At 70.6% G+C, this 24,240-nt stretch carries 20 protein-coding genes; 9 read left to right on the top strand and 11 right to left on the bottom strand.

Annotated features, from left to right (window positions below):
- Window positions 1-8: 8 nt before the first annotated feature.
- Entirely contained in the window at window positions 9-611 is a 603-nt protein-coding gene (locus ACWEGE_RS46015; protein WP_449666838.1) for a TetR/AcrR family transcriptional regulator, read from the top strand.
- 363 nt (window positions 612-974) lie between these two features.
- On the opposite strand, the gene ACWEGE_RS46010 is transcribed toward ACWEGE_RS46015, so the two are convergent.
- Both ACWEGE_RS46010 and ACWEGE_RS46005 read right to left on the bottom strand, forming a co-directional pair.
- On the bottom strand, window positions 975-3,083 hold the full coding sequence (locus ACWEGE_RS46010) for an NACHT domain-containing protein (RefSeq protein WP_449666837.1): 2,109 nt from the start codon (window positions 3,081-3,083) through the stop codon (window positions 975-977).
- A 196-nt stretch (window positions 3,084-3,279) separates the two neighbouring features.
- Window positions 3,280-4,737, bottom strand: coding sequence for an MFS transporter (locus ACWEGE_RS46005; protein WP_449666836.1), 1,458 nt, complete (start codon window positions 4,735-4,737; stop codon window positions 3,280-3,282).
- An 86-nt stretch (window positions 4,738-4,823) separates the two neighbouring features.
- On the opposite strand from ACWEGE_RS46005, the gene ACWEGE_RS46000 reads away from it, so the two are divergent.
- The gene (locus ACWEGE_RS46000) at window positions 4,824-5,198 is read left to right on the top strand and encodes a MarR family winged helix-turn-helix transcriptional regulator (protein ID WP_449666835.1); all 375 of its coding nucleotides are present in this window, start codon (window positions 4,824-4,826) and stop codon (window positions 5,196-5,198) included.
- A 177-nt stretch (window positions 5,199-5,375) separates the two neighbouring features.
- Here the strand turns inward: ACWEGE_RS46000 and ACWEGE_RS45995 are convergent, their stop codons facing one another.
- The 7 genes from ACWEGE_RS45995 to ACWEGE_RS45965 all read right to left on the bottom strand — a co-directional run bounded on the left by ACWEGE_RS45995 (window position 5,376) and on the right by ACWEGE_RS45965 (window position 14,652).
- Window positions 5,376-6,740 (bottom strand): trypsin-like peptidase domain-containing protein, encoded by a 1,365-nt coding sequence (locus ACWEGE_RS45995; protein ID WP_449666834.1) that lies wholly within the window; start codon window positions 6,738-6,740, stop codon window positions 5,376-5,378.
- 134 nt (window positions 6,741-6,874) lie between these two features.
- A complete protein-coding gene (locus tag ACWEGE_RS45990) occupies window positions 6,875-9,310 on the bottom strand; it encodes a GcvT family protein (protein WP_449666833.1) in 2,436 nt (811 codons plus the stop codon).
- A 13-nt stretch (window positions 9,311-9,323) separates the two neighbouring features.
- Window positions 9,324-10,166, bottom strand: coding sequence for a formyltetrahydrofolate deformylase (gene purU / locus ACWEGE_RS45985; protein ID WP_449666832.1), 843 nt, complete (start codon window positions 10,164-10,166; stop codon window positions 9,324-9,326).
- Complete coding sequence (locus ACWEGE_RS45980) at window positions 10,163-10,630, bottom strand: sarcosine oxidase subunit gamma (RefSeq protein ID WP_449666831.1); 468 nt, start codon at window positions 10,628-10,630, stop codon at window positions 10,163-10,165. The genes purU and ACWEGE_RS45980 overlap by 4 nt, the downstream gene beginning before the upstream one ends.
- A complete protein-coding gene (locus ACWEGE_RS45975; RefSeq protein ID WP_449666830.1) occupies window positions 10,620-13,157 on the bottom strand; it encodes a 2Fe-2S iron-sulfur cluster-binding protein in 2,538 nt (845 codons plus the stop codon). Before ACWEGE_RS45975 ends, ACWEGE_RS45980 begins: the two co-directional genes overlap by 11 nt.
- The gene (locus ACWEGE_RS45970) at window positions 13,154-13,432 is read right to left on the bottom strand and encodes a sarcosine oxidase subunit delta (protein ID WP_449666829.1); all 279 of its coding nucleotides are present in this window, start codon (window positions 13,430-13,432) and stop codon (window positions 13,154-13,156) included. The genes ACWEGE_RS45975 and ACWEGE_RS45970 overlap by 4 nt, the downstream gene beginning before the upstream one ends.
- An 8-nt stretch (window positions 13,433-13,440) precedes the next feature.
- Window positions 13,441-14,652, bottom strand: a complete 1,212-nt coding sequence (locus tag ACWEGE_RS45965; RefSeq protein ID WP_449666828.1) for a sarcosine oxidase subunit beta family protein — start codon at window positions 14,650-14,652, stop codon at window positions 13,441-13,443.
- 62 nt (window positions 14,653-14,714) lie between these two features.
- Between ACWEGE_RS45965 and ACWEGE_RS45960 the strand changes: the two genes are divergently transcribed.
- On the top strand, window positions 14,715-15,362 hold the full coding sequence (locus tag ACWEGE_RS45960) for a GntR family transcriptional regulator (RefSeq protein ID WP_449666827.1): 648 nt from the start codon (window positions 14,715-14,717) through the stop codon (window positions 15,360-15,362).
- On the opposite strand, the gene ACWEGE_RS45955 is transcribed toward ACWEGE_RS45960, so the two are convergent.
- Window positions 15,359-16,477 carry an aromatic ring-hydroxylating oxygenase subunit alpha gene (locus ACWEGE_RS45955; protein ID WP_449666826.1) on the bottom strand — a complete coding sequence of 373 codons (1,119 nt, stop codon included), beginning with the start codon at window positions 16,475-16,477 and terminating at the stop codon, window positions 15,359-15,361. The two genes, ACWEGE_RS45960 and ACWEGE_RS45955, sit on opposite strands and share 4 nt — an antisense overlap.
- A 94-nt stretch (window positions 16,478-16,571) precedes the next feature.
- Window positions 16,572-17,159, bottom strand: coding sequence for a TetR/AcrR family transcriptional regulator (locus tag ACWEGE_RS45950; RefSeq protein ID WP_449666825.1), 588 nt, complete (start codon window positions 17,157-17,159; stop codon window positions 16,572-16,574).
- 91 nt (window positions 17,160-17,250) lie between these two features.
- Between ACWEGE_RS45950 and ACWEGE_RS45945 the strand changes: the two genes are divergently transcribed.
- The 6 genes from ACWEGE_RS45945 (at window position 17,251) to ACWEGE_RS45920 (ending at window position 24,097) form a co-directional block, all read left to right on the top strand.
- Window positions 17,251-18,666, top strand: coding sequence for an aldehyde dehydrogenase family protein (locus ACWEGE_RS45945; RefSeq protein ID WP_449666824.1), 1,416 nt, complete (start codon window positions 17,251-17,253; stop codon window positions 18,664-18,666).
- Window positions 18,667-18,699: 33 nt separating this feature from the next.
- Window positions 18,700-20,268: an amino acid permease gene (locus ACWEGE_RS45940; protein WP_449666823.1), complete on the top strand. Its 1,569-nt coding sequence runs from the start codon at window positions 18,700-18,702 to the stop codon at window positions 20,266-20,268.
- A gap of 9 nt (window positions 20,269-20,277) precedes the next feature.
- Window positions 20,278-21,936, top strand: a complete 1,659-nt coding sequence (gene betA / locus ACWEGE_RS45935) for a choline dehydrogenase (RefSeq protein WP_449666822.1) — start codon at window positions 20,278-20,280, stop codon at window positions 21,934-21,936.
- 183 nt (window positions 21,937-22,119) lie between these two features.
- Window positions 22,120-22,440 (top strand): bifunctional 3-phenylpropionate/cinnamic acid dioxygenase ferredoxin subunit, encoded by a 321-nt coding sequence (locus tag ACWEGE_RS45930; RefSeq protein WP_449666821.1) that lies wholly within the window; start codon window positions 22,120-22,122, stop codon window positions 22,438-22,440.
- Complete coding sequence (locus ACWEGE_RS45925; protein WP_449666820.1) at window positions 22,437-23,585, top strand: NAD(P)/FAD-dependent oxidoreductase; 1,149 nt, start codon at window positions 22,437-22,439, stop codon at window positions 23,583-23,585. The genes ACWEGE_RS45930 and ACWEGE_RS45925 overlap by 4 nt, the downstream gene beginning before the upstream one ends.
- Before the next feature lie 11 nt (window positions 23,586-23,596).
- On the top strand, window positions 23,597-24,097 hold the full coding sequence (locus ACWEGE_RS45920) for a putative immunity protein (protein ID WP_449666819.1): 501 nt from the start codon (window positions 23,597-23,599) through the stop codon (window positions 24,095-24,097).
- Window positions 24,098-24,240 lie beyond the last annotated feature (143 nt).

Raw genomic sequence — 24,240 nt, 5'->3', positions numbered from 1 at the left:
ATGATGGCATGGAAGTACCGTATGAGTCCACGGGCCGGAGCCGACAGAAGGGGCGGACGCGCGCGGCACTGGTCGCCGCGGCGCACGAACTGCTCGCGAACGGCGGCTCGCCGACCGTGGAGGACGCCGCCGAAGCGGCCGGGATCTCCCGCACCACGGCCTACCGCTACTTCCCGAACCAGCGCGCGTTGCTGTTGGCGGCGTACCCGGAAATCTCCGATGACGCGGGCCTGCTGCCCCCGGACGCGCCCGCCGACCCGGCCGCCCGCCTCGACCTGGTGATGGCGGCGTTCATCGGGTTCACGCTGCGCTGGGAGCCCCAGCTGCGCGCGCAGCTGAGGCTGTCGCTGGAACCCGGCGCGCCGCAGCCGGTGCTGCGGCGCGGCCGGGCGATCCGCTGGATCGAGGAGGCACTGGCCCCGCTCGCGGACACACTCGACGTGCACGAGCTGGCCGTGGCCATCCGGTCGGCGACCGGCATCGAGGCGCTGGTCTGGCTGACCGACATCGGCGGCCTCGACCGCGCCCGCGCGGCCGAGGTCCTCGCCGGGTCGGCCCGCGCGATCCTGCGCGCGGCGCTGGCTGATGGGCCCTGGACGAGTGATGCGTGAGTCCGGTTGGTGAACGATCCTGTTCACCTCCGCAGCGTGATGGCTGCGGTTACCCGGCTGTTCCCGTTCTGCCGCGGCTTTGGAAGAAGAGAATGTCCTCGCCGGACGGGCAGGCTCCGGGATGACCACGGCTGCCGCTGTCTGCTCGGCTTCTGGAGGTGGGCCGCTGGGTGGTCATCCCGTCGCCTGGTTGAGGCCTATCACTTTGAGCCGGGCCCGCAAGCTTGCTCTGTCATCTCGTGTTGGTCTGTGGGTTGCGGGCCCGGCTCAAAGTGATTTGACGGCCTCAGGCGACGGGATGACCACCCAGCTCCATGATCTCTGGGCTTCGCCCGACCACCAACCGAGTCACGCAATACTCGCCTAGGTGCGGTGCCGTGGCTGGTCCCGCTCGGCCCACCAGTCGCGGTACAGCCGGTGGACGAACTGGTAGTCCTCGCCGGTCCGGCGGAGCAGGATCCGGTCGTCGGCCCAGGCCAGGAAGTGGCCCAGATCGGGCGGCAGGGCGCCGGTCCGGGCCAGGTGCCGGTACACCAGCGGTCCGGTGAACGTGTCGCTGACGGCGTACTGCGCGGCGAGGACCACCCCACCGGCCAGGCCGAAGACCATCGCCAAGCCGAGCCCGAAGACGATCTGCCACGGCCAGGGGGCACCGCCGAGGACCGCGGACGTGCCGAGCGCGCCGAGCACGTGTCCGGCGACGACACCGGCACCGCCCGCAACGACCCCGGCGACGAGCACGGCGAGCACTGTCGTCGCGCGCGGGCCGAGCCACCGGCTCACGCCGCGGATCGCGTCCTGAGTGAGCTGCGCGACCACGTTGGACGACCCGCCCACCCACAAAGATGCGCTCAGCGCGGTCACCGCGGTGAGCATCAGGCCCAGGAACACCCCGGGCAAGACGGCGGAGAACCAGTCCGTCCCGTCCGTGGCGATCAGCACGCGGACGAACGCGATCGCCATCAGCGCGCCGATCGCCGCCAGCCCGAGAATCACCGCCCGACCGATCCGCTCCCGTCGGAGCCGTTCCCCCGATGTCGGCCGGCCGGGGTCGTAGCTGGGGTCGCCGGTGAACCAGGTCGGCACGTCCGCCCGGATCCACGCGGTCGCGCCGGCCAGCACGGCGACCGCCGGGGCCGCCTGCCACGGCCCGGCCACGAACGCGGTCACGCCCGCGAGCAAGGCGATCGGCGACCCGGCCAGGAGGAGCCACCGCGGCAGGCGGCTCCACGGCACGGCGTCCTCGTCGATCCAGCCGGCGCGGAACCCGGTCGGCAGCTTCGGGTTGACGACGACCGCGTTGACTTTGACCATGCCTCGGGCGAGTGCGGCGATCCAGCGCCGCGCCGCTGCTTCGTCGTAGGCCGTGGTGCCGGCGAGTGCGGCTCGCGGGCGCTCCAGCATGCGCTGCGTGTAGGCGTCGAACAGGCTGTCGAGCCCGGTGAACGCCGCGACTTCCCGGCCCTGGTAGGCGAACGCCGCGATGGTGAGCGTCAGCGGGGTGCGCAGCAGGTCACGCAGGCTCTCGTCGTCGGCCATCACCGCGCGCAACCCGTCCAGGCCGGGGCCGAGCTCCGCCAGCCACGCGTCCGCCGCCTCGGGTGTCAGCGACCGGATCAGCACCGCTCCGGCGAGCTTGAGCCGGGTGTCGATGTCGTCGTAGTCCTGCTCTCGGCAGGTCACCACGATCGGGGTGCCCGGCTGCGTGTCGCGGAAGCGGTTGAGCGCCGCCACGCACTTGCGCACCCGCTCCGACGGCACCTCGTCGAGACCGTCGAGCAGCAGCGACACCATGCCGCTTTCGACCGCGTACCGCGCCTCGGCCGCCGAGAGGTCGTAGAACCGCCGCAGCTCGCCGGCCACCCAGGTTTCGAACGGTGTGTCGTCGTCCGACGGCCACGAGGACAGGTTGAGCACCACGGGGATCTGCGTCACCGGATCCTCCTCGGCGCGCGTCAGCAGGTCCCGGGCGAGTTCGAGGAGCATGGTGCTCTTCCCCGAGCCCGGGGCGCCCAGGATGAGCAGCCGTTCGCCGAACCGGTTGTAGACGTCGACCGCGGGCGTTCCGGCCGTCAGCACGTCGTCGTGCCCGTGCAGCAGCAGGTGTACCGGGTGGGTCACCTTGGCCTGCCGGGGCACCAGGCTCAGTTCGAGACGCAGCACCTCGCCGAGCGAACGGGCCAGCACGCCGTCGACCCAGATCCGCCGGGTCTCGCGCAGAAGCCGGGCCCGCAACCGGTCCAGCTGGGCCGGGGTCAGGTCGGCGCGGCGCACGGGCCTGGCGCGGATCTCCCACACCACGTAGGAGCCGGTGGCGACGAGACCGACCAGCACGGCCGCCCACGGGTAGCGCTGGATCAGGCGCAACGGACCGGGGAACGCGACACTCGTGGCGGCGTTGACGGCAATCGCGATGAACAACGGGAGCACGGCGAGGCCGAGCAGCGCGCGCAAGACGAGCCGACCGCTCACCGGATCTCCCCACCGAAGCCGATCTTCTGCCCCATCTCCCCGAGCGGCCGTGCCGGTGTGTGCGGCCCCGTGACCGAGCGAGGCGAGTTTTCAATGGACCGAGAGCTGCGTCAATCACCCGAACGGGCATCCGCGGCAACGCGGAAGGGCCACCATCCCCCGCGATGGTGGCCCTTCCGTTTTCCCCTCGGCCCGCTCAGTCGGCGAGGGCCAGCAGGTCCTGCTCCACGACCGGCTCCTCGGCCGGCTGCTTGCGGGCGACCAGCCCGCTGATCGCGATCAGCAGCCCCAGCACCGCGATCCCGGTGACCACGCTCAACGCCGGCGTCAACCCGGTCAGCAACGCCGCCGGCGAAGCTTCGCGGCCGCCGTTGGCGGTCAGGACCGCGGTCACCACCGCCAGCCCGATCGCGCCGCCGACCTGCAGCGAGGTGTTCAGCAGACCGCCGGCCAAGCCCTGCTCGCCGTCGGAGATCCCGGCCGTCGCCTGGATGTTGAGCGACGAGAACGCCAGCGTGAAGCCGATGCCCAGCAGGATCATGCTCGGCAGCACCGAACCCGCGTACCCCGAGTGCTCGTCGATGCGCAGGAACAGCGCGTAGCCGATGACGTGGGAGACCACGCCCGCGAAGATCGTGCGGGGCGTGCCCACCCGGTCGATCAGCGGCTCGATGCGCGGGGAACCGAACGCCACGATCAGCGCCGCCGGCAGGAAGCCCAGCGCCGTCTGCAGCGCCGACCAGCCGAGCACCCGCTGCAGGTACAGCATCACGACGAACTGGAAGCCGATGTACGCGCCGAAGAACAGCGCGCCGCCGAGGTTGGCGCGGGCCAGCGGACCCGAGCGCAGGATGCCCAGGCGCAGCAGCGGGTGGCGGCTGCGCTTCTCGATGACCACGAACGTCACCAGCAGCGCCAGCGCGACGGCGAAGGTGATCAGCGTGCGCGGGGCCGCCCAGCCGATCTCCGGCGCCTCCACCACGCCGAACACCAGCAGCAGCGAACCGGCCGCGCCGGTGACGGCGCCCGGGAAGTCGTAGCCGCGGCCGGTTTCGGCGCGGTACGACGGGATCAGCTTCCACGCCGCCACCAGTGCGACCAGCGCGATCGGGGCGGGCAGCAGGAACGTCCAGCGCCAGCCGACCTCGGTCAGCAGGCCGGAGAACACCAGGCCGGCCGAGTACCCGCTCGCCCCGAACACGGCGAAGATGCTGATCGCCTTGTTGCGGGCCGGGCCCTCCTGGAACGTCGTGGTGATGATGGACAGCGCGGCCGGCGCGGTGAACGCCGCCGCCAGGCCCTTGATGAACCGGCTCGCGATGAGCAGCGCGCCGTCGTCGACGAGGCCGCCGAGCAGCGAAGCCAGCGCGAACACGGCGACCGCGACGAGGAACACCCGGCGGCGGCCGAGCAGGTCGGCCGTGCGGCCGCCGAGCAGCAGCAGGCCGCCGTAGCCGAGCACGTAGCCGCTGACGACCCATTGCAGCGCGTTGGTGGACAGGCCGAGGTCGGCCTGGATGGCCGGGAGCGCGACCCCGACCATCGACACGTCGAGCGCGTCGAGGCCGATGACGATCGAGACGGTGAGCAGGACACCCCAGAGACGTGCGTCCCACCGCGTTGAAGAGGTGGACAAGGACACGGAAGAGCTCATGGCGGCGACATTACATGCACACGCATCTAATGTCCAAGCATTTAATGTGTTTGCATCTGATGTCCGCGCATGCTAAGTTGGTCGCCGTGAGCGACGTCGCCGAGAAGGAACTGGTCCAGGAGTGGCATGGCCTGCTGGCCCGCTACTCGGCCGTGTTCAGCACGCTGGAGTGCCGGCTGCAGGAGCGCCACGGCATCGGCGCGAACGAGTTCGAAGCCCTCGAGCGGCTCGCGACCTGCGACTTCAAGTGCCGTTCGGCCGACCTGATCGACACGATCCACCTCAGCCAGAGCGCCACGTCCCGACTGGTCGCCCGCCTGGAGAAGGAGGGTCTGGTCGAGCGCGCGCTCTGCGAAGTGGACCGGCGCGGCATCTTCGTGACGATCACCGAAGCCGGCCGGGAGAAGTACCTCGCGGCGAAGCGGACGCACCGCGAGGTGCTCCGGGAGACCCTGCGCTAGGTTCCTCCGCTCTGCCGCGGCAGAGAGGACACTTCTGCCGCGGCTTAGAAGAAAAAGCATGTCCTCGGCCGGACGGGCAGGCTCCGGGATGACCACACCTACCGCTGCCACCTCACCTTCTGGAGGTGGGCCGCTGGGTGGTCATCCCGTCGCCTGATTGAGTTACGCATTACTTGTCTAGCCCACGGGCCCTTCGACGGCCTTCACCTGGAGCTGCCGCTGACCGCCGGCCGCGCCGGTCACCGTCAGGGTCAGGTTGTCGCCCGGGTGGTGGGTGTCCATCACGGTCGTCAACGTCGTCGCCGAGCCCGTCGGCCTGCCGTCGATGGCCGTGATCACGTCGCCGGCCGCGAGGCCTGCCCTCTGGGCCGGCCCTCGCTGGACCACCTCGCGGACCCGGGCCCCGCCCTGGCCGTCGGTCACCGAGACGCCGATGAACGCCGTCTTGCCGATGTGGATCTTGTCCGACGCCTGCTTCGCGACGATCTTGTGGGCGATGTCGATCGCCTGGTTGATCGGGATCGCGAAGCCCTGTCCGGCGCCGCCGCTGCGGCGGCCGTTCAGCTGGTAGCCGGTCGATGCGGCCGTGTCGACGCCGATGACCTGGGCGTTCGCGTTGACGAGCGGGCCACCGGAGTCGCCCGACTCGATGTTCGCCCGCACCTGGATGAGCCCGGTGAGCTGCTCGGACGACCCGCTGGACTCGTCCGAGGCGGTGATCGCCTGGTCCAGTGCCGTCACCGTGCCCGGCGCGGGCACCGGGTCGCCGCCGCGGCCGCCCGCGTTGCCCAGGCCGAGGATCTGGTCGCCGACCTTGACCGCCGACGAGTCGCCGATGGCCGCCGTGGGCAGCCCGGACGCGCCCCGCAGCTGCAGGACCGCCACGTCCTCGGCGCGGTCGTAGCCGACGACTTCGGCCTGGTAGGTGTCGCCGGTGCCGATGCTGGTGACCTTGATGCTGGTCGCGCCCGCGACGACGTGGTTGTTGGTCAGCACCTCGCCGTCGGGGGTGAGCACGATGCCGGTGCCCGCCGCGGCCGCGCCCTGCAGGCCCAGCTCCGTGTTGATGTTGACGATGGCCGGGTTGACCTTCGCCGACACGGCGTCGACGTCGAGCACCGTCTTGGCCTCGCTGGGCTGCCCGGAGAAGCCGAAGTTCTGGTTGCCGCCCGCGGTGGGCGCGCCCGCCCCGGAGATCAGGTGCCCGATCCCGAGCCCGGCGACCACGGCCAGCGCGATCGCGACGACCGCGACGGTCAGCGCGCGCAGCGGGTGCCGCCGCGGCGGCGGCGGAACCGGTGGCGGCTGGTAGGCGGGCTGCGGGTAGGCGTAACCCGGCTGGGTGTAGGGCTGCTGCGGGTACGGGCGGCCCCACTGGTCACGGGGCTGGTCGTACTGCGGCTGCGCGTAGTACCCGTGCTCCTGGGGCTGCTGGTAGGGGTCCTGCGGATAGCCGTTCTGGCCGTAGTAGTCGGACGAGTACCCGCCCTGGCCGTAGCCGTACGGGTACTCGCCGCCGCGTCCTCGGTCGTACTCGCTCATGCACAGCTCCAGCTCTCGACAAGCCTCCGGCCCCACCAGGAAACGCCTCGATCCTGAGAATTTCCTGGTGCGCTTCCATGGACTTGCTGTGGATTACCCTGTCGAGAGCCGGGGGCGATCCTACGTGACCGGCCTCACCGCCGGATCCGGTCCATGCCGGGGTCGACCAGCGGCTCGGCGGCCACGGTGGCCGCGACCCGGCGGCCGAAGTACTCGATCTCCACGCTGCTGCCGATCTCCGCCGACGCCGGGAGCCACGCGTAGGCGATCGGCCGCCCGACGGTGTACCCGTACGCGGCACTGGTCACGTACCCCGAAGCCACGCCGTCGACGAACACCGGTTCCTTGCCCAGCACCACCGTGCGGCCGTCGTCGACGGTCAGGCACCGCAACCGCCGTGACACCGTCTCCTCGCTGCGGCCCTCGATCGCGTCCCGCCCCAGGAACGCACCCTTCGCCGGGCGCACCGCGAACGCCAGCCCGGCTTCGTACGGGTCGTGCTCGGTGGTCATGTCGGTGCCCCACAGCCGGTAGCCCTTCTCCAGCCGCAGGCTGTTGAACGCCGCCCGCCCGGCCGCGATGACGCCCAGCGGCTGCCCGGCCGCCCACAGCGCGTCCCACAGCCGGAGGCCGTTGTCCGCGCTCGTGTAGACCTCCCAGCCGAGTTCGCCCACATAGGACAGCCGCATCGCGACCACCGGCACCCCGGCGATCCGCGCCTTGCGCGCCCGGAAGTACTTCAGCCCGGTGTGCGAAAAGTCCTCACGCGACAGCGGCTGCACGAGATCCCGCGCCAGCGGCCCCCAGACGCCGATGCAGCACGTCCCGCCGGTGGTGTCCCGGACCCGCACGCCGGCCGGTGCGTGCTTGACGAAGTGGTCGACGTCGATGTTCCCGTTGATGCCGACCTGGAACAGCTCCGGCTCGAGCCGCGCGACCGTGACGTCGCTGCGCACGCCACCGGTGTTGTCGAGCATCAGCGTGTACGTCACCGAACCGACCGACTTGTCGAGCTGGTTCGTGGTCAGCGACTGCAGGAACTCCAGCGATCCCGGTCCGCTGATCTCCACCCGCTTCAACGGCGTCATGTCGTAGAGCGCGACGCCGTTGCGCGTGTGCCACGCCTCGGCCGCCGCGATCGGCGAGTGGAACTGCGCCGACCACGCGTCCCGCGCCGGCGGGAGCGCGTCGTGCGGCAGCCGTTTCAACAGCGGCGCGTTCGCCTCGAACCAGTGCGGCCGCTCCCAGCCGCCCGCCTCCAGGAACACCGCGCCCAGCTCGCGCTGCCGCGCGTGGAACGGCGTCACCCGCAGGTCGCGCGGGGACAGCTTCGGCTGCAGCGGGTGCAGGATGTCGTAGACCTCGACGAAGTTCTGCTGCGCCGTCTCGTGCACATAGGACGGTGCCAGCTGCACCTCCTCGAAGCGGTGGACGTCGATGTCGTGGGTGTCCACTTCGGAATGGCCGTCGACGAGCAGCTCGGCGACCGCCTTCGCGATGCCCGCGGAGTGCGTCACCCAGATCGCCTCGGCCAGCCAGAAGCCGCGGACGTCGGCCGACTCGCCGACCAGCGACTGGCCGTCCGGGGTGAAGGAGAAGATGCCGTTGAAGCCCTCTTCGACCTTGGTCCCGCCCAGCGCGGGCAGCAGCAGCTTGCTCTCCTCCCACGAGGGCGCGAAGTCGTCCTCGGTGAAGGGCAGCATCGACGGCATGGCCGTCTCGGTCACCGCCGGGTCCAGTGTGGACTCGTCGACCGGCATCGGGCGGTGGGCGTAGGAGCCGATGCCGAGCCGGTCGACGTGCTCGCGGAAGTACAGGTCCTGGTCCTGGTGCCGCAGGATCGGCAGGCTCGCCTCGACCTGTTCGGTGTTGCGGCCGGCGAGTTCCGCGACCTGCCCGGTCTTGACGTACTGGTGGGCCAGCGGCAGCAGCGGGACGTCCATACCCACCATCGCGCCGATCTCGCGGCCCCAGAACCCGGCGCACGACACGACGATGTCGGCCGGGAAGTCGCCATGGCCGGTCCGGACGCCGGTGACGCGGCCGCCCTCCTGCAGGACGTCGGTGACCCGCGTCGAGCCGATGAACCGGGCGCCCCGCGCGGTCGCGCGCTCGGCGAGCACCTCGACGGCCTTGGCGGCCCGCGCGAGCCCGTCCGTCGGCACGTGCAGCGCACCGAAGATCCGCGACTCGTCCAGGAGCGGCCAGCGCTCGACGCATTCGGCCGCGTCGATCAGCCGGCCGGGCACCCCCCACGAAGCCGCCCAGCCGCGCTTGCGCTTGAGGTCCTCCCAGCGGGCCGGGGTGGTCGCCACCTCCATGCCGCCGACCTGGAGGAAGCAGTCCAGCTCCAGGAACTTCGCAACGGTGTACTTCGCGAAGTCCGTCATCGCCTTGGACGCGTTGGTCTGGAAGACCAGGCCGGGCGCGTGCGAGGTGGACCCGCCGGTGCGCGGCAGCGGGCCCCGGTCGAGCACGGTGACGTCGGTCCAGCCGCGGGCGGTCAGCTCGTCGGCGAGGTTCGCGCCGACGATGCCGGCGCCGATGATCACGACCTTCGGTGCACTCATGGCGGAACTCCTTCTACCGGAACACAACAGTGCTGTTGCCGTTGAGCAGGACGCGGCGTTCGCAGTGCCAGCGCACCGCGCGGGAGAGGGCGAGGGCTTCGGCGTCACGGCCGACGGTCACCAGCTCGCGCGGCGAATACGTGTGGTCGACGCGCTGGACCTCCTGCTCGATGATCGGGCCCTCGTCGAGGTCGGGGGTGACGTAGTGCGCGGTCGCGCCGACATATTTGACGCCGCGGTCGTAGGCCTGGTGGTAGGGCTTGGCGCCCTTGAAGCCGGGCAGGAACGAGTGGTGGATGTTGATCGCGCGGCCTTCGAGCTTCTGGCACAGCTCGTTGGACAGCACCTGCATGTACCGGGCGAGCACCACCAGATCCGCGGAATACTCCCCGACCAGGTCCAGCAGCCGCTGCTCGGCCTCCGGCTTCGTCTCCGGCGTCACCGGGACGTGCACGAACGGGACCCCGGCCGCCTCGGCCATCGGCCGCAGGTCCTCGTGGTTCGACACGACCACCGCGATCTCGGCGCCGAGCCCGCCCGCGCGCCAGCGGAAGAGGAGGTCGTTGAGGCAGTGCCCGAACTTGGAGACCATCACCAGGATCCGCGGCGGGGTGCCGTCGGAGAAGCCGAACTCCATGCCGAAGTCGCCGGCCACCGGGGCGAACGCGCGGGTCAGGTCGTCCACCGTGGTCTCTTCGGCGCTGGTGAACGACGTGCGCAGGAACAGCGAGCCGCGGACGTCGTCGTCGAACTGCTGGTGCTCGACGATGTCGCAGCCCTGCCCGACCAGGAACGTGGTGACGGCGTGCACGATCCCCGAACGCTCGGGGCACTTGAGGGTCAGGGTGAAGGTCACGATACGTACTCCAGGCTCGCGTCGGCCAGCCAAGCCGTGAAGTAGTCCGAAAAGGACTGGCGCACGAGGATCGTGAAGCCGTCTTCCCGGACCATGAGCACGATCCCGGTCCGCGCGAACAGCGTCTGGACGCAGGTACCCGGGGGTGACACCTCCAGGTCGATCGCGCACCCGTGGGCCAGTGCGTCGGCCGCGTGCGCCCCGGTCAGCCGGAAGACGTTCCGCTGCGCCGAGACGTCCACCACGGCGTCGCAGGCACCGGAGAGCGCCGCTTCCAGTTCGGCTTGGCGGCCAGGTGCGGCGAGCACGAGGTACTCGTCCGGGCCCATCCAGAGGAGGTCGACGTCGTTGCCGCTGGTGAAGGTGCACGGACCGGGCAGGGGGACGCCGAGGAGCGTGTCGCCCTCGCGGAGGCGGACGGTGAGCTGGGTGCGGAACTTCTCTTCGGCGAGGTCAACCGTCACGGCGGGCTCCTTCCTTGTCGAAGAGCACGGATTCGGTCACGGTCACCGGTACCACCTCTTCCCCGACGGGCACGTACAGCGTTTCGCCGATCCGCTCCCGGCCGGAGCGCACGAGGGCGAGCGCGAAGGTGCGGCCGAGGGCGGCGCTGTCGTAGCTGGAGGTGACGTGGCCGAGCATCCGCACCGGTGGTTCGGGCACTGTCTCGGATTCGATGATCTGCGACCCTTCCGGCAGCAGCACCGACGGATCGACCGGCAGCAGGCCGACCAGGTGCTTGCGGTCGGGGCGGTTGTTCTCGGCGCGGGCGAAGGACCGCTTGCCGATGAAGTCCGCCTTCTTCTTCGACACCGCCCAGGACATGCCGAGGTCCTGCGGGGTGACCGTGCCGTCGGTGTCCTGGCCGATGATCGGGTAGCCCTTCTCGGCCCGCAGGACGTGCATGGTCTCGGTGCCGTACGGCGTGGCCCCCTGGTCCACTATGGACTGCCAGAGCGCGGGACCGTGCCACGACGGGACGTTGATCTCGTAGGCCAGTTCCCCGGAGAAGCTGATCCGGCAGACCCGGGCCGGTAGACCGGCGACTTCGGCGTCCTGCCAGGTCATGAACCCGAACGCCTCGTTGGAGACGTCGAGGTCCGGCGCCAACCGGCCGAGGACCTCCCGCGAGCGCGGGCCGACCAGCGGGATCGTGGTCCAGTGCTCGGTGACCGAGGTCGCGTAGACACGCAGGTGCGGCCACTCCGTCTGCAGCCACTCCTCCATCCACTCGAGGACCTTCGCCGCGTTGCCGGTGGTCGTGGTGACCAGGAACCGCTCCTCGCCGACGCGGATGACCGTGCCGTCGTCGAGCACCATGCCGTCGACGCCGCACATCACGCCGTAGCGGATCCGGCCGACGCGGAGGTTGCTCATCATGTTCGTGTAGAGCATGTCGAGGAACCAGCCGGCGTCCGGGCCCTGGACGTCGATCTTGCCCAAAGTGGACCCGTCCATGCACGCGACGTCGTTGCGAGCCGCCCGGCACTCGCGCCGGACGGCGTCGGCCATCGACTCGCCGGGCCGGGGGTAGTACCACGGCCGCTTCCACTGGCCGACGTTCTCGAACTCGGCGCCGTGCTCGACGTGCCACGGGTGGATCGTCGTCACGCGCACGGGATCGTGCAGGTCGCCGCGGTTCCGCCCGGCCAGCGCGGCGAAGGCCACCGGTGTGTACGGCGGCCGGAACGTCGTCGGCCGGCGGTCGGCGAGGTCGACCCCGAGGGCCTCGGCGGTGATCCCGGCGGCGAGCATGCCGGAGGTCTTGCCCTGGTCGTGCGCGGTGCCGATGGTCGTGTAGCGCTTGACGTGCTCCAGCGAGCGGAGCCCGGCGCCGGTCGCGCGCAGCACGTCGGACACCGTCGCGTCCCGCTGCTGGTCGACGAACCGGGTGTCCACTTCGGACTCCGGGGCGGGTACCTGCCAGAGGACCTTGGTCTCCGGCAGGCCTTCACCCGCCGCGGCACCGACGACACTCACGTTCGGGAGCGAGCCGTCCGGGAGGTACGCGCCCAGTTCCGGGGCGTACCGGAGGGTGCCGCGGGCCTGGCTGTAGAGGTGCACCGCCGGGTTCCAGCCGCCGGAGACCAGCAGCAGGTCGCACGGCACCCGCTCGCCCTCCAGCGCCCCCAGCGGAGCCACGTGGGCGGCCGTGACGTGGGGGTCGCCGTCGGTGCCGATCACACCGTGGCCCTCGCGGGCGTCGACGATCCGCACGATCTCGGCGCCGGCCGCCGCCAGGTCGGACGCGGCTTCGTAGGCGGAGTCGTTGGTGGTGAACACGACCACACGCTGTCCGGCGAGCACGCCGTAGCGGTTCAGGTACGTGCGGGCCGCCGAAGCGAGCATGATGCCGGGACGGTCGTTGTCCGGGAACACGATCGGCCGTTCGTGCGCACCGGTGGCCAGCACGATCTTCCGCGCCCGGATCCGCCAGACGCGCTGCCGCGAGATCCGCTCGGGCGCGGCGGGCTCGCCCCGGCGCTGCAGGGCCAGCACGAACCCGTCGTCGTAGATGCCGAACGCCGTGGTGCGCGAAAGGAACCGGACGCCATCCGGAGCTTCGCCGCCGGGCTGGTCGTCCACGAGCAGCACCCGGCCTTCCGCCGCCGCGGCGGCGGCCTGCCCGGCGGGCCCGGCGCCGACGACCAGGACGTCGCAGTGGGCGTGCTTGGCGTCGTACCGCGCCGGGTCCGGTTCAGTGGCGAGCCGCCCCTGACCGCGCAGGCCGCGGGCCTCCAGGCCGTCGTACAGCTCGACGGTGGTGGCCGACAGCATCGGCTCCGGGAACGGCTTTTCGATTTGCACCAGCGCATTCGAGTCCTCGACACCGGCCCCGACGATGCCGCGCGGGCGGCCGTACTTGATGCTGGTCGCGACCTGGTGGATGCCGTTGGCCAGCAGCGCGGACGCCAGGGTGTCGCCGAGGTAGCCGGTCAGCTCGCGGCCGTCGAAGGTGAACTTGAGCGGGACGCCGGACAGCCGCGTCATGAGAGCACCGGCCTGGGCTCGTCGAGGCGGTAGACCGCCAGCAGGTCGTGGGTGCGGGTGTCGCGGACGGCGTTGAACCACCGGCGGCAGCCCGCCGAGTGGCTCCACCGCTCGGCGAACGGCCCGCTCGGGTTCTCCCGGAAGAAGACGAACTTCGCCCACTCTTCGTCGGACAGCGCCGAGGGATCCGCCGGGTAGGCGAGGTGGGCCTGGCCGCCGTAGTGGAACTCGGCTTCCTCGCGTGGCCCGCACCAGGGGCAGGGGATCAGTTGCATCGGGACTCCTAATGCGCGACGGCGGCGGCGCCGTGCTCATCGACGAGGGCACCGGTGGTGAACCGGTCGAGGGCGAAGGGCTCGGCGTACTCGTGCGGCTTCCCGCGCGCGATGGTCTGCGCGAAGACGTCCCCGACGCCGGGGGTGGCCTTGAAGCCGCCGGTACCCCAGCCGCAGTTGAGGAACAGGTTCTCCACCGGGGTGAGGCCGATGATCGGCGACGCGTCCGGGCTGGTGTCGACGATCCCGGCCCAGGTCCGCAGCAGGTGCGCCCGCGCGAACACCGGGAACAGCTCCAGCGCGGCCGCCATCTGCTGCTCGATGATGTGGAAGGAGCCGCGCTGGCCGTAGCCGTTGTAGCTGTCGATGCCGGCACCCATCACGAGTTCGCCCTTGTGGGCCTGCGAAACGTAGACGTGCACGGCGTTCGACATGACGACCGTCGGGTGGATCGGCTCCAGCAGCTCCGAGACCAGCGCCTGCAACGGGTGCGAGGTCAGCGGCAGGTCGAGACCCACCATCTTCGCCAGCACGGACGTGTGCCCGGCCGCGCACAGCGCCACCTTGCCCGCGGCGATCCGGCCGCGCGAGGTCTCGACGCCGGTGACCCGGCCGTCCACTGTGGAGATTCCGGTGACCTCGCAGTTCTGGATGAGGTCGACGCCCATCGCGTGTGCGGCGCGCGCGAAACCCCAGGCCACGTAGTCGTGCTTGGCGATGCCCGCGCGCGGCTGGAAGGTCGCGCCGAGCACCGGGTAGCGGACGTCCGGCGAGGTGTTGACGATCGGGCAGATCTCCTTGACGCGATCGGCGTCCACCCACTCGGCGTCGATGCCGTTGAGCTTGTTGGCCTCGACGCGGCGGACGCTGTCGCGGACGTCCTGCAGGCTGTGCGCCAGGTTGAGCACCCCGCGCTGGCTGAACAGGATCGGGTAGCCGAGATCCTCTTCGAGGCCTTCCCACAGCTTGAGGGAGTGCTCGTAGATGCCCGAGCTTTCGTCCCAGAGGTAGTTGGAGCGGATGATCGTGGTGTTGCGGGCCATGTTCCCGCCGGCGAGCCAGCCCTTTTCCAGCACGGCGACGTTCGTGATGCCCTGTTTGGCCAGGTAGTACGCGGTGGCCAGGCCGTGCCCACCGCCGCCGACGACGACCACGTCGTAACTCTTGCGCGGCTCGGGGTTGTCCCAGAGGAAGTCCGGGTGCTCCGGCAGATCGGTCATCGAGCGTCCTCCGAGGACTGGTCGACTTCTGATATATCAATCGTCGATGTAGGCTAAGCGCCATGCACCCGCAGGTCAATCCCCCGTCGCTGGCCGAACAGGCGTACCTGTTCGTCCGTGATCGCCTGGTCATGCTGGACATCCCGCCGGGCTCCCCGATCAACGAAGAGGAGCTCGGCACCGCGCTCGGCATGGGCCGGACGCCGATCCGCGAAGCGCTGAAGCGGCTGGAATCCGAGCGGCTGGTCGTCGCCTACCCGCGGCGCGGGACGTTCGCCACCGACGTCAACATCTCCGACCTCGCACACATCTCCGAGGTCCGGCGCACCCTCGAACCGATGGCGACGGCCGCCGCGGCCGAGCGGGCGACCGCGGCCGACCGGGCGACGCTGACCGAGCTGCGCGCGCAGCTCGACGCGGGTGTCCCGGGCCGGGACAACGCCGAGCTGCTGCGCACCGACCTCGCCCTGCACCGGGCGGTCTACCGGTGCGTGCACAACCCGTTCCTCGAGGACACGCTGGTCCGGTACGACAACCTCGCCACCCGGATCTGGTGCGTGTTCGTGCCCCGGCTGTCCGGGATGGCCGGCCACGTCGACGAGCACGTCCCGCTCCTCACCGCGATCATCGAGGGCGACGCCGAGAAGGCGGCCGCGTTGACGCTGGAGCACGTCACCGGGTTCGAGACCGCCATCCGGGCGTTGATCTAAGCCAGCCTCGCCCGGACCCAGTCGTGGAAGGCGCCGATGTGGTGCTCGCTGGGCACGAGCACCCCGCCGTTGGCGTACGAGCGTGAGTCCATCGCCAGCTGGCAGCGTTCGCAGGCCTCGAAGTCCTGCAGGTTGACGCGGTGGAACAGCTCGACCGACCGCGTCAGGTCCGTGCCGGACTCGACGACTTCGGGCAGGTAGAGCCAGTCGCAGCGGACCAGCGTCCGGTCCGGGGCCAGCGGGAACATCCGGTGGATGATCACGTGGTCCGGGACGAGGTTGACGAACACCCCCGGCTTGATGGTGATCGCGTAGTACCGGCGGTCCTGGGCCTCGGTGACGCCGGGGAGGCGGTCGACGCCTTCGCTGCCGTCGACGGTGAAGCCCTTGATGTCACCGCCGAACTCGGCGCCGTGGCCGACGTAGTACTGCGCGGCGTACCCGTCGGCGAACTCCGGGAGCACCTCGGTGAGCTCCGGGTGGATCGTCGCGCAGTGGTAGCACTCCATGAAGTTCTCGATGATCTGCTTCCAGTTGGCCTTCACGTCGTACTCGATGCGCTTGCCCAGCGCCAGGCCGTCGATGCCGTAGGCGTCGATCTCGGTCGGGCCGCCGAGCCGTTCGGTGACCGCCCCGATCACGGTCTCTTCGAACGACGGCGGCTCGTCGGCCAGGCACACCCAGGCGTAACCGAGCCACTCGCGCAGGTGCAGCTTCGTGAGGCCGAACTCGGTGCGGTCGACGTCCGGCATGCCGGTGAGGTTCGGCGCGGCGATCAGCTTGCCGTCGAGCCCGTAGGTCCAGGCGTGGTAGGGACACTGGAAGGCCCGCTTGACCGTGCCGCTCTCGGACGTGCACAGCCGGGCGCCGCGGTGGCGGCAGACGTTGAGGAACGCGTTCAGCTTCCCGTCCCGGCCGCGCGAGACGAGCACGCTCTCCTTGCCGATCCGAACGGTCTCGAACGCCCCCGGCCCGGCGAGGTCGGCACTGCGCACGGCGCAGAACCAGTCCGCCTCGAAGATCTTCGCCTGCTCCAGCGCGAAGATCGCCGGATCGGTGTAGGAGCTGCCGGGCAACGTGGCGAGCAGGCTCGGCGGGAGATCGATTGCGGTCACCGGCGTGGTCCTCTCCGCGGATCAGTTCGGGAGTTGCGCAGAACGCGTCTTGTTGCTCACTCCGGAACAGAGTGACTGCCGCCCGGGACCCGTGTCAACAAGTTGGCGCCGGCGGTCCCTCGATCGCCCGGCGGAACAGCGTTTCGATCTCCGCACGGGTCGGGCGGGGGTCGGCCAGGGCCGCCTGCATCAGGAGGCCGCAGAACAATCCCGCCAGCAGCCGCCCGGTGAGCGGGTCGGTGCGGGAGCCGAAGAACGCGATGAGCGCTTCGTCCCAGGCCGCGCTCGCCTTGCGCAGCGCGGGCCGGTGCAGGGCCGCGACGTACAGGTCGTACTCGACGACGGTGTCCCGGTACTGCTCGTTGATGTAGCCCATCACCAGGTCGGCGAGGGCGGCGGCGAAGTCGGCGTCCGGCGGCAGCGCCGACTCCCACTCCTTCAGCGCGTGGACGTTCCGCTCGGCCGCCTCGTGCAGGGCGACCTCCAGGAGGTCGTCCAGGGTCGCGAAGTGGTAGGTCGTCGAGCCGAGCGGGACACCGGCCGCGGCCGCCACCGACCGGTGCGTGACGCCGTCGATCCCCCGCTGGGCGACCACCTCGATCGCGGCCTTGGCGATCCGCGCCCGCCGCTCGGGATCGTTCGGACCGCGGCGCCGCGTCGCGCCGGGTTCGCCGTTCGCCATCGAACCCCCTTGTGGACATCTGTACACGTTTCGCGTACAAATGTACGCACTCTCGATGCCGAGCAGCCACTACCGATCCGGGAAGGGCCGCATGTTCGATGTGCTGAACCCCGCCACCGGCCAGGTCATCGAGACCGTGGCCGAAGCGAGCCGCGCGGAGGTCGATGCCGCCGTGAGAGCCGCGCGGCGGGCGTTCGACGACGGCCCGTGGCGGCGGACGACGGCCACCGAACGCGGCGCCCTGCTGCGCCGGACGGCCGACCTGCTGGTCCGCGACCGCGAGGAACTGGCCCGCACCGAGAGCCTCGACACCGGCAAGACGCTCGGCGAAGGCCGCATCGACATCGACGATGTGACGAACGTCTTCCGCTACTACGCCGACCTCGCCGACAAGGACGCCGGACGCCTGGTCGACGCCGGCAGCGCAACCGTGGTCAGCCGGATCGTGCACGAGCCGGTCGGCGTCTGCGCCCTCATCGCGCCGTGGAACTACCCGCTGCTGCAGATGTCCTGGAAGGTCGCGCCGGCGCTGGCCGCGGGCAACACCGTGGTGCTCAAGCCCAGCGAGGTCACCCCGCTGACCACGATCAAGCTGGTCGCCCTGCTCGAAGAGGCGGGCGTGCCGGACGGCGTCGTCAACCTGCTGCTCGGCGACGGCCGGGTCGGCGCGGCGATGGTCGAGCACCCGGGCGTCGACCTGGTCTCCTTCACCGGCGGCTACGCGACCGGCGAGAAGATCATGACCGCGGCCGCGAAGGGCGTCCGCCGGGTCGCCCTCGAACTCGGCGGCAAGAACCCGAACGTCGTCTTCGACGACGCCGACTACGACACGGCGCTGGACTACGCCCTGATGGCGGCCTTCGTCCATTCCGGACAGGTCTGTTCGGCGGGCGCCCGGCTGATCGTCCAAGGGGGAATCCATGACCGGTTCGTCGCGGACCTCGCCGCGCGTGCCGACCGGATCCGCGTCGGCGACCCGCTCGACCCCGCGACCGAGACGGGCGCCCTCGTCTCGGCGGAGCACCGCGCCAAGGTCGAGGGCTACATCGAAAGCGCTCTCAAGGAGGGCGCAACGCTCCGGGCGGGCGGCGAGCGCCCCGAGGGACCGCAGTACAAGAACGGGTTCTTCCTGCGCCCCACCGTGTTTTCGGGGTGCACCCGGGAGATGACGATCGTCCGGGAAGAGGTCTTCGGCCCGGTCGTCACCGTGGAACGCTTCGCCGAAGAGGCCGACGCGATCGCGCTGGCCAACGACACCGAGTACGGGCTCGCCGGAGCCGTGTGGACGTCGGACGCGTCCCGCGCCCAGCGCGTCGCCGGAGCCCTGCGCCACGGCACCGTGTGGATCAACGACTACCACCCCTACCTGCCCCAGGCGGAGTGGGGTGGTTTCGGCAAGTCGGGCATCGGTCGCGAACTCGGGCCGTCCGGGCTGGCCGAATACCAGGAGAGCAAGCACATCTACCAGAACATCGATCCCGTTCCGCAGCACTGGTTCAAGGGCTGAATCCCCCTCCCCACCACGTGAAGGACGCACGCGATGACCACTCAGGAAATACCGGCGGGCGGGGGGCCTGCTGCCGACGACAGCTCCGAACTCGAGAAGTTCGGCTACCGCCGGGAACTCGAGCGCTCCCTCGGGTCGTTCTCCAGCTTCGCCGCCGGGTTCAGCTACATCTCCATCCTGACCGGGGTGTTCCAGCTCTTCTTCTTCGGCTTCGGTTCGGGGGGCCCGGCGTTCATCTGGACGTGGCCGCTGGTCTTCCTCGGCCAGCTCTGCGTCGCCCTGTGCTTCGCCGAACTGGCCGGCCAGTACCCGCTCGCCGGCTCGGTGTACCAGTGGGCCAAGCAGATCGCGAAGCCGGCGACGTCGTGGCTGGCCGGCTGGATCATGATCATCGGCGCGATCGTGACGGCGGCGGCCGTCGCGGTCGCCTACCAGATCATCCTGCCGCAGGTCTCGACCGCGTTCCAGATCGTCGGCAGCGACGACGACGCCGGCCTGACGTCGACCCCGGGCGGCGCGCAGAACGCCATCATCCTGGCCCTGGTGCTGGTCGTGTTCGCCACGATCGTCAACATCATCGGCGTCAAGCTGATGGCGAAGATCAACAACTTCGGCGTCGCGGTCGAGCTCGGCGCGAGCATCCTGCTGGTGATCGCGCTCGCCATCCACATCAAGCGCGGCCCCGGCCTGGTCTTCGACACCGCCGGCACCGGCGAGGGCCAGTCGTGGGGCTACCTCGGGGCGTTCCTGGTGGCGTCGCTGATGAGCGCGTACGTCTTCTACGGCTTCGACACCGCGGGCTCGCTGGCCGAGGAGACCACCCAGCCGCGACGGCACGCGCCCCGCGCCATCCTCCGCGCGATCACCGCGGCGTTCATCGTGGGCGGCCTGATCATGCTGTTCGGCATGATGGCCGTCGGCGACCTGAGCGCGAAGGAGCTCAGCACGTCCGGCATGCCGTACCTGCTGAAGAGCACCCTCGGCGAAGGGCTCGGCGACGCGTTCCTGATCTGCTCGGCGATCGCGATCACCGTCTGCTGCCTGGCCGTGCAGACCGCGGCGATCCGGATGACCTGGGCGATGGCCCGCGACGGCCGGCTGCCGTTCAGCAACGCGATGGCGAAGGTGTCGCCGCGCTCGAAGACGCCGGTGCTGCCCGCGCTGCTCACCGGCGGCCTCACGATCGTGGTGCTGCTGATCAACCTCGGGAACCAGCGGGCGTTCTTCATCCTGACCTCGACCGCGATCATCCTGTTCTACATCCCCTACCTGATGGTCACCGGCCCGATGCTGGTGCGCCGGCTGCGCGGGCACTGGCCGCGTCCCGAGCACGGCCCGTACTTCAAGCTGGGCCGCTGGGGCACGCTGGTGAACCTGGTCGCGGTGGTCTACGGCGCCGGCATGACGATCAACCTGATCTGGCCGCGGGCCGAGGTCTACGGCTCCGACCACTGGTACTTCCAGTGGGGCGCGGTGATCGTCACCGCGCTGATCGTGATCATCGGTGCGATCATGCTCTACGTCCGGCGGCACACCTGGGGCTCGGCCCACACGAGCCCCGAGCACATGCCGGACAACACCCCGGACACCCTGCCCGGCTGAGGAGGCGCCATGAGTACCGATACCTACGACTTCGTCATCGTCGGCGGTGGCTCGGCGGGCTGCGCGCTGGCGAACCGGCTCTCGGCCGACCCGGCGAACAAGGTCCTCGTCCTGGAGGCGGGCCGGTCGGACTACAAGTGGGACGTCTTCATCCACATGCCGGCCGCGCTGACCTTCCCGATCGGGTCGAAGTTCTACGACTGGGGCTACCGCAGCGAGCCCGAGCCGTACATGAACCGGCGTCGCATCTACCACGCGCGCGGCAAGGTGCTCGGCGGGTCGTCCAGCATCAACGGGATGATCTTCCAGCGCGGCAACCCGATGGACTACGAACGCTGGGGCGCCGACCCCGGCATGTCCACTTGGGACTACGCGCACTGCCTGCCGTACTTCAACCGCATGGAAAACTGCCTCGCCGACGCACCGGACGGGCAGTGGCGCGGCCACGACGGGCCGCTGGAGCTCGAGCGCGGGCCGGCGTCGAACCCGTTGTTCAACGCCTTCTTCGACGCCGCCGAGCAGGCGGGCTACCCGCGCACCGACGACGTCAACGGCTACCGGCAGGAAGGTTTCGCGGCCTTCGACCGGAACGTCCGGAACGGACGGCGGCTGTCCGCCGCAGGCGCGTACCTGCACCCAGTGCTGGACCGGCCCAACCTGACGGTGAAGACGCGCGCGTTCGTTTCGCAGATCCTCTTCGACGGCACCCGCGCGGTCGGCGTCGAGTACGCGCAGGGCCGCGGCGTGCCGGCTGAGGTGTACGGCAAGGAGATCATCCTCTGCGGCGGCGCGATCAACAGCCCGCAGCTGCTGCAGCTCTCCGGCGTCGGCAACGCCGCGGAGCTGGAGAAGCTCGGCATCGACGTCGTCAAGGACCTGCCGGGCGTCGGCGAGAACCTGCAGGACCACCTGGAGGTGTACATCCAGTACGCCTGCAAGCAGCCGGTGTCGATGCAGCCGTCGCTGGCCAAGTGGAAGCGGCCCTACATCGGCGCGCAGTGGCTGTTCCTGCGGTCCGGGCCGGCCGCCACGAACCACTTCGAGGGCGGCGGGTTCGTCCGGTCCAACGACGAGGTGAAGTACCCGAACCTGATGTTCCACTTCCTGCCGGTGGCGATCCGCTACGACGGCTCGGCACCCACGGAAGGGCACGGCTACCAGGTGCACGTCGGCCCGATGTACGCCGACACCCGCGGCTCGGTGAAGATCAAGTCCACCGACCCGCGCGAGCACCCGGCGATCAAGTTCAACTACCTGTCGACCGAGACCGACCGCAAGGAGTGGGTCGAGGCCGTCCGGGTGGCGCGGAAGATCCTCAACCAGAGCGCGCTGGAGGAGTACAACGGCGGGGAGATCTCGCCGGGGCCGTCGGTGGAGACCGACGAAGAGATCCTCGACTGGGTGGCGAAGGACGCCGAAACGGCGTTGCACCCGTCGTGCACGGCCAAGATGGGCGTGGACGAGAAGTCCGTCGTCGACCCGCAGAGCATGCGGGTGCACGGCACCGAGGGCCTGCGCGTGGTCGACGCGTCGGTGATGCCCTACATCACCAACGGCAACATCTACGCCCCGGTGATGATGACCGCCGAGAAGGCCGCCGACCTGATCCTCGGCAACACCCCGCTGGCCCCGGTCAAGCTGCCGTTCTACCGGCACGGGGAGAACTAGCCCTCCGACGTCGACGCGCCCGTGCCCCCATCCCCGGCACGGGCGCCTCGGCGTGCCCGGGAATACCCGTTATCGGGCAACGAAAACTACCGGGGCGTACCCCCTTGACTCGCCTCCCCGCCGGACTCAGACTTGTTGCGTATCACAGTTGATGTTCCCCCATGCGCAACTACCGGAGGCGTCATGATTCGCGCGTGCACGGTGGACGAGCTGCCCCCCGGCGAGTCGGTCCGGATCCCCGGGCCGCCCGCCATCGCGGTGTTCCACACCGAGGAGGGCGAGCTGTACGCGATCGGCGACACGTGCACCCACCAGGACGCCTCCCTGGCCGACGGCTGGCTCGAAGGCTGCTTCGTCGAGTGCCCGCTGCACGCGGCGCTGTTCGACCTGCGCACGGGCATGCCGACCTGCCTGCCGGCGAAGGACCCGGTGCGCACGTACACCGTGGTCGTCGACGAAGGCGTCATCTACGTCGAGGGCGTGGCCGACGAGGACGCGGCGTGAAGCGCATCGCGGTCGTCGGCGCTTCGCTCGCCGGGGTCCGCGCGGCGCAGGAGCTGCGCGCGCAGGGGTACGACGGCGGGATCGTGCTGATCGGCGCGGAGCCGCACCTGCCCTACGACCGGCCACCGCTGTCCAAGGGCTTCCTGGCCGGGACGGCGTCGCGGGAGTCGCTGGACCTGCTCGACGCCGGTGACCTGGCGTCGCTGGCCCTGGACTTCCGGCTCGGCGTCCAGGCGACGGCGCTGGAGCCGGCCAACCGGCGCGTGCTGCTTTCGGACGGCACGTCGGTGCACGCGGACGGCGTCGTGATCGCCACCGGCGGCCGCGCGCGCACGCTGCCGGGCTTCGAGGGCGCTTTCGTGTTGCGGACGCTCGACGACGCGCTGGCTCTGCGCACCGCGCTGGTGCCCGGGGCGCGGGTGGCCGTCGTCGGCGCCGGGTTCATCGGGGCCGAGGTGGCCTCGACCTGCCGTTCTCTCGGCCTCGACGTCGTCGTCCTGGAGGCTTTGGCCGCGCCGCTGGCGCCGCTGCTGGGGCCCGCTCTGGCCGCGGTGTGCGCCCGGCTGCACGCCGACAACGGCACGGACCTGCGCTGCGGCGTCCAGGTGACGGGCCTCTCGCCGGAGGGCGTCTCGCTGGCGTCCGGTTCGGTGGTCCCGGCGGACGTGGTCGTGACGGGCGTCGGGATGACTCCGGCGACCGAGTGGCTGGCCGGGTCCGGTTTGAAGGTCGGCAACGGCGTCCACACGGACGCGGGGCTGATGACTTCGCTGCCGCAGGTGGTGGCCGTCGGGGACGTCGCCCGGTACGACGGCCGGCGGCACGAGCACTGGACGAACGCGTCGGAGCAGGCGCCGGTCGCGGTGGCCAACCTGCTGGCCGGGCACACCGTACGCACCTACGAACCCAGCGGTTATGTGTGGTCGGACCAGTATTCGGGGCGGTTGCAGCTGGCCGGCCACCCACACCCGGACGACGAGCTCACGTACGTGGACGGCGACCCTTCGTCTTCCTCGTTCGTGGCGACGTTCTCCCGGGACGGGGTGCCGGTCGCCGTGTTCGCCCTGAACAACGCGAAGCTCTTCAACCGCTTGCGGCGGCAGGCCCTGCGCCGCCCGGAGTTTCAACCGGCGGTTCAAGGATAAGCTTCAGGGACATGGAGCTGGATCTCGACGAGCTGCGTGTGTTGACCGGCTCGGCCGCGGCCTGCGCTGCCCGGGCACTACCCCTGATCCCGGACGACCCCCGCCCGGCGGCGGCGATCGCGGCGGCCAGGGAGTTCGCCGCGGGAGCCCCACGCACTCGCGCGTTGCGCACGGCGGCCTGGGAAGCGTTGGCGGCGGCGGGTTCGGCTGCCGACCCGGCCGCCGCGGCGGCGGCCCGAGCGGCGGTGGGTGCGGCAGGAGCGGCTTACCTGCACCCGCTGGAGTCGCCGCACCAGGTGAAGCACATCGTCGGCCCGGCCCAGCAGGCGGCGTTGGCTCGCGAGCTGGCGGGCGGTTCCGCGGAGGCGGAGATCGAGTGGGCACTCACCCACGCCCCACCGGAGGTGCCCGCCCTCCTGCACCGCTTCCCGCCGGGCAAACCCGGCAAAACCCGCCTGGGCGAGTTGCACCGCCAGCTGGAGTCCGCCCTGCGCGGCCAGCACCCCGCTTAGGGGTGCTCACCAAGCGAAAAGCAAGCTGAAAGCACAACCGGCACCCCACCCAGACCTCCCCCACCCCGATCCGAAGCCCCCACACGGCCGGTGGTGCCGGGTCAAGGCACGCTTTCCCGCCTTGACGCGGTACCACCGGCCGT

Source organism: Amycolatopsis sp. NPDC004747, assembly GCF_053601335.1.
The sequence above is the reverse complement of the archived record's forward strand: the minus strand, read 5'-3'. Positions and strand labels throughout refer to the sequence as shown.

Bases quoted from the DNA above. Each gene is read 5' to 3' on its own strand.
- ACWEGE_RS46015 (WP_449666838.1), top strand. From the start codon at position 9: ATGGAAGTACCGTATGAGTCCACGGGCCGGAGCCGACAGAAGGGGCGG.
- ACWEGE_RS46005 (WP_449666836.1), bottom strand. From the start codon at position 4,737: ATGAGCTCTTCCGTGTCCTTGTCCACCTCTTCAACGCGGTGGGACGCA.
- ACWEGE_RS45995 (WP_449666834.1), bottom strand. From the start codon at position 6,740: ATGAGCGAGTACGACCGAGGACGCGGCGGCGAGTACCCGTACGGCTAC.
- ACWEGE_RS45990 (WP_449666833.1), bottom strand. From the start codon at position 9,310: ATGAGTGCACCGAAGGTCGTGATCATCGGCGCCGGCATCGTCGGCGCG.
- ACWEGE_RS45975 (WP_449666830.1), bottom strand. From the start codon at position 13,157: ATGACGCGGCTGTCCGGCGTCCCGCTCAAGTTCACCTTCGACGGCCGC.
- ACWEGE_RS45970 (WP_449666829.1), bottom strand. From the start codon at position 13,432: ATGCAACTGATCCCCTGCCCCTGGTGCGGGCCACGCGAGGAAGCCGAG.
- ACWEGE_RS45965 (WP_449666828.1), bottom strand. From the start codon at position 14,652: ATGACCGATCTGCCGGAGCACCCGGACTTCCTCTGGGACAACCCCGAG.
- ACWEGE_RS45960 (WP_449666827.1), top strand. From the start codon at position 14,715: ATGCACCCGCAGGTCAATCCCCCGTCGCTGGCCGAACAGGCGTACCTG.
- ACWEGE_RS45950 (WP_449666825.1), bottom strand. From the start codon at position 17,159: ATGGCGAACGGCGAACCCGGCGCGACGCGGCGCCGCGGTCCGAACGAT.
- ACWEGE_RS45945 (WP_449666824.1), top strand. From the start codon at position 17,251: ATGTTCGATGTGCTGAACCCCGCCACCGGCCAGGTCATCGAGACCGTG.
- ACWEGE_RS45940 (WP_449666823.1), top strand. From the start codon at position 18,700: ATGACCACTCAGGAAATACCGGCGGGCGGGGGGCCTGCTGCCGACGAC.
- betA (WP_449666822.1), top strand. From the start codon at position 20,278: ATGAGTACCGATACCTACGACTTCGTCATCGTCGGCGGTGGCTCGGCG.
- ACWEGE_RS45930 (WP_449666821.1), top strand. From the start codon at position 22,120: ATGATTCGCGCGTGCACGGTGGACGAGCTGCCCCCCGGCGAGTCGGTC.
- ACWEGE_RS45920 (WP_449666819.1), top strand. From the start codon at position 23,597: ATGGAGCTGGATCTCGACGAGCTGCGTGTGTTGACCGGCTCGGCCGCG.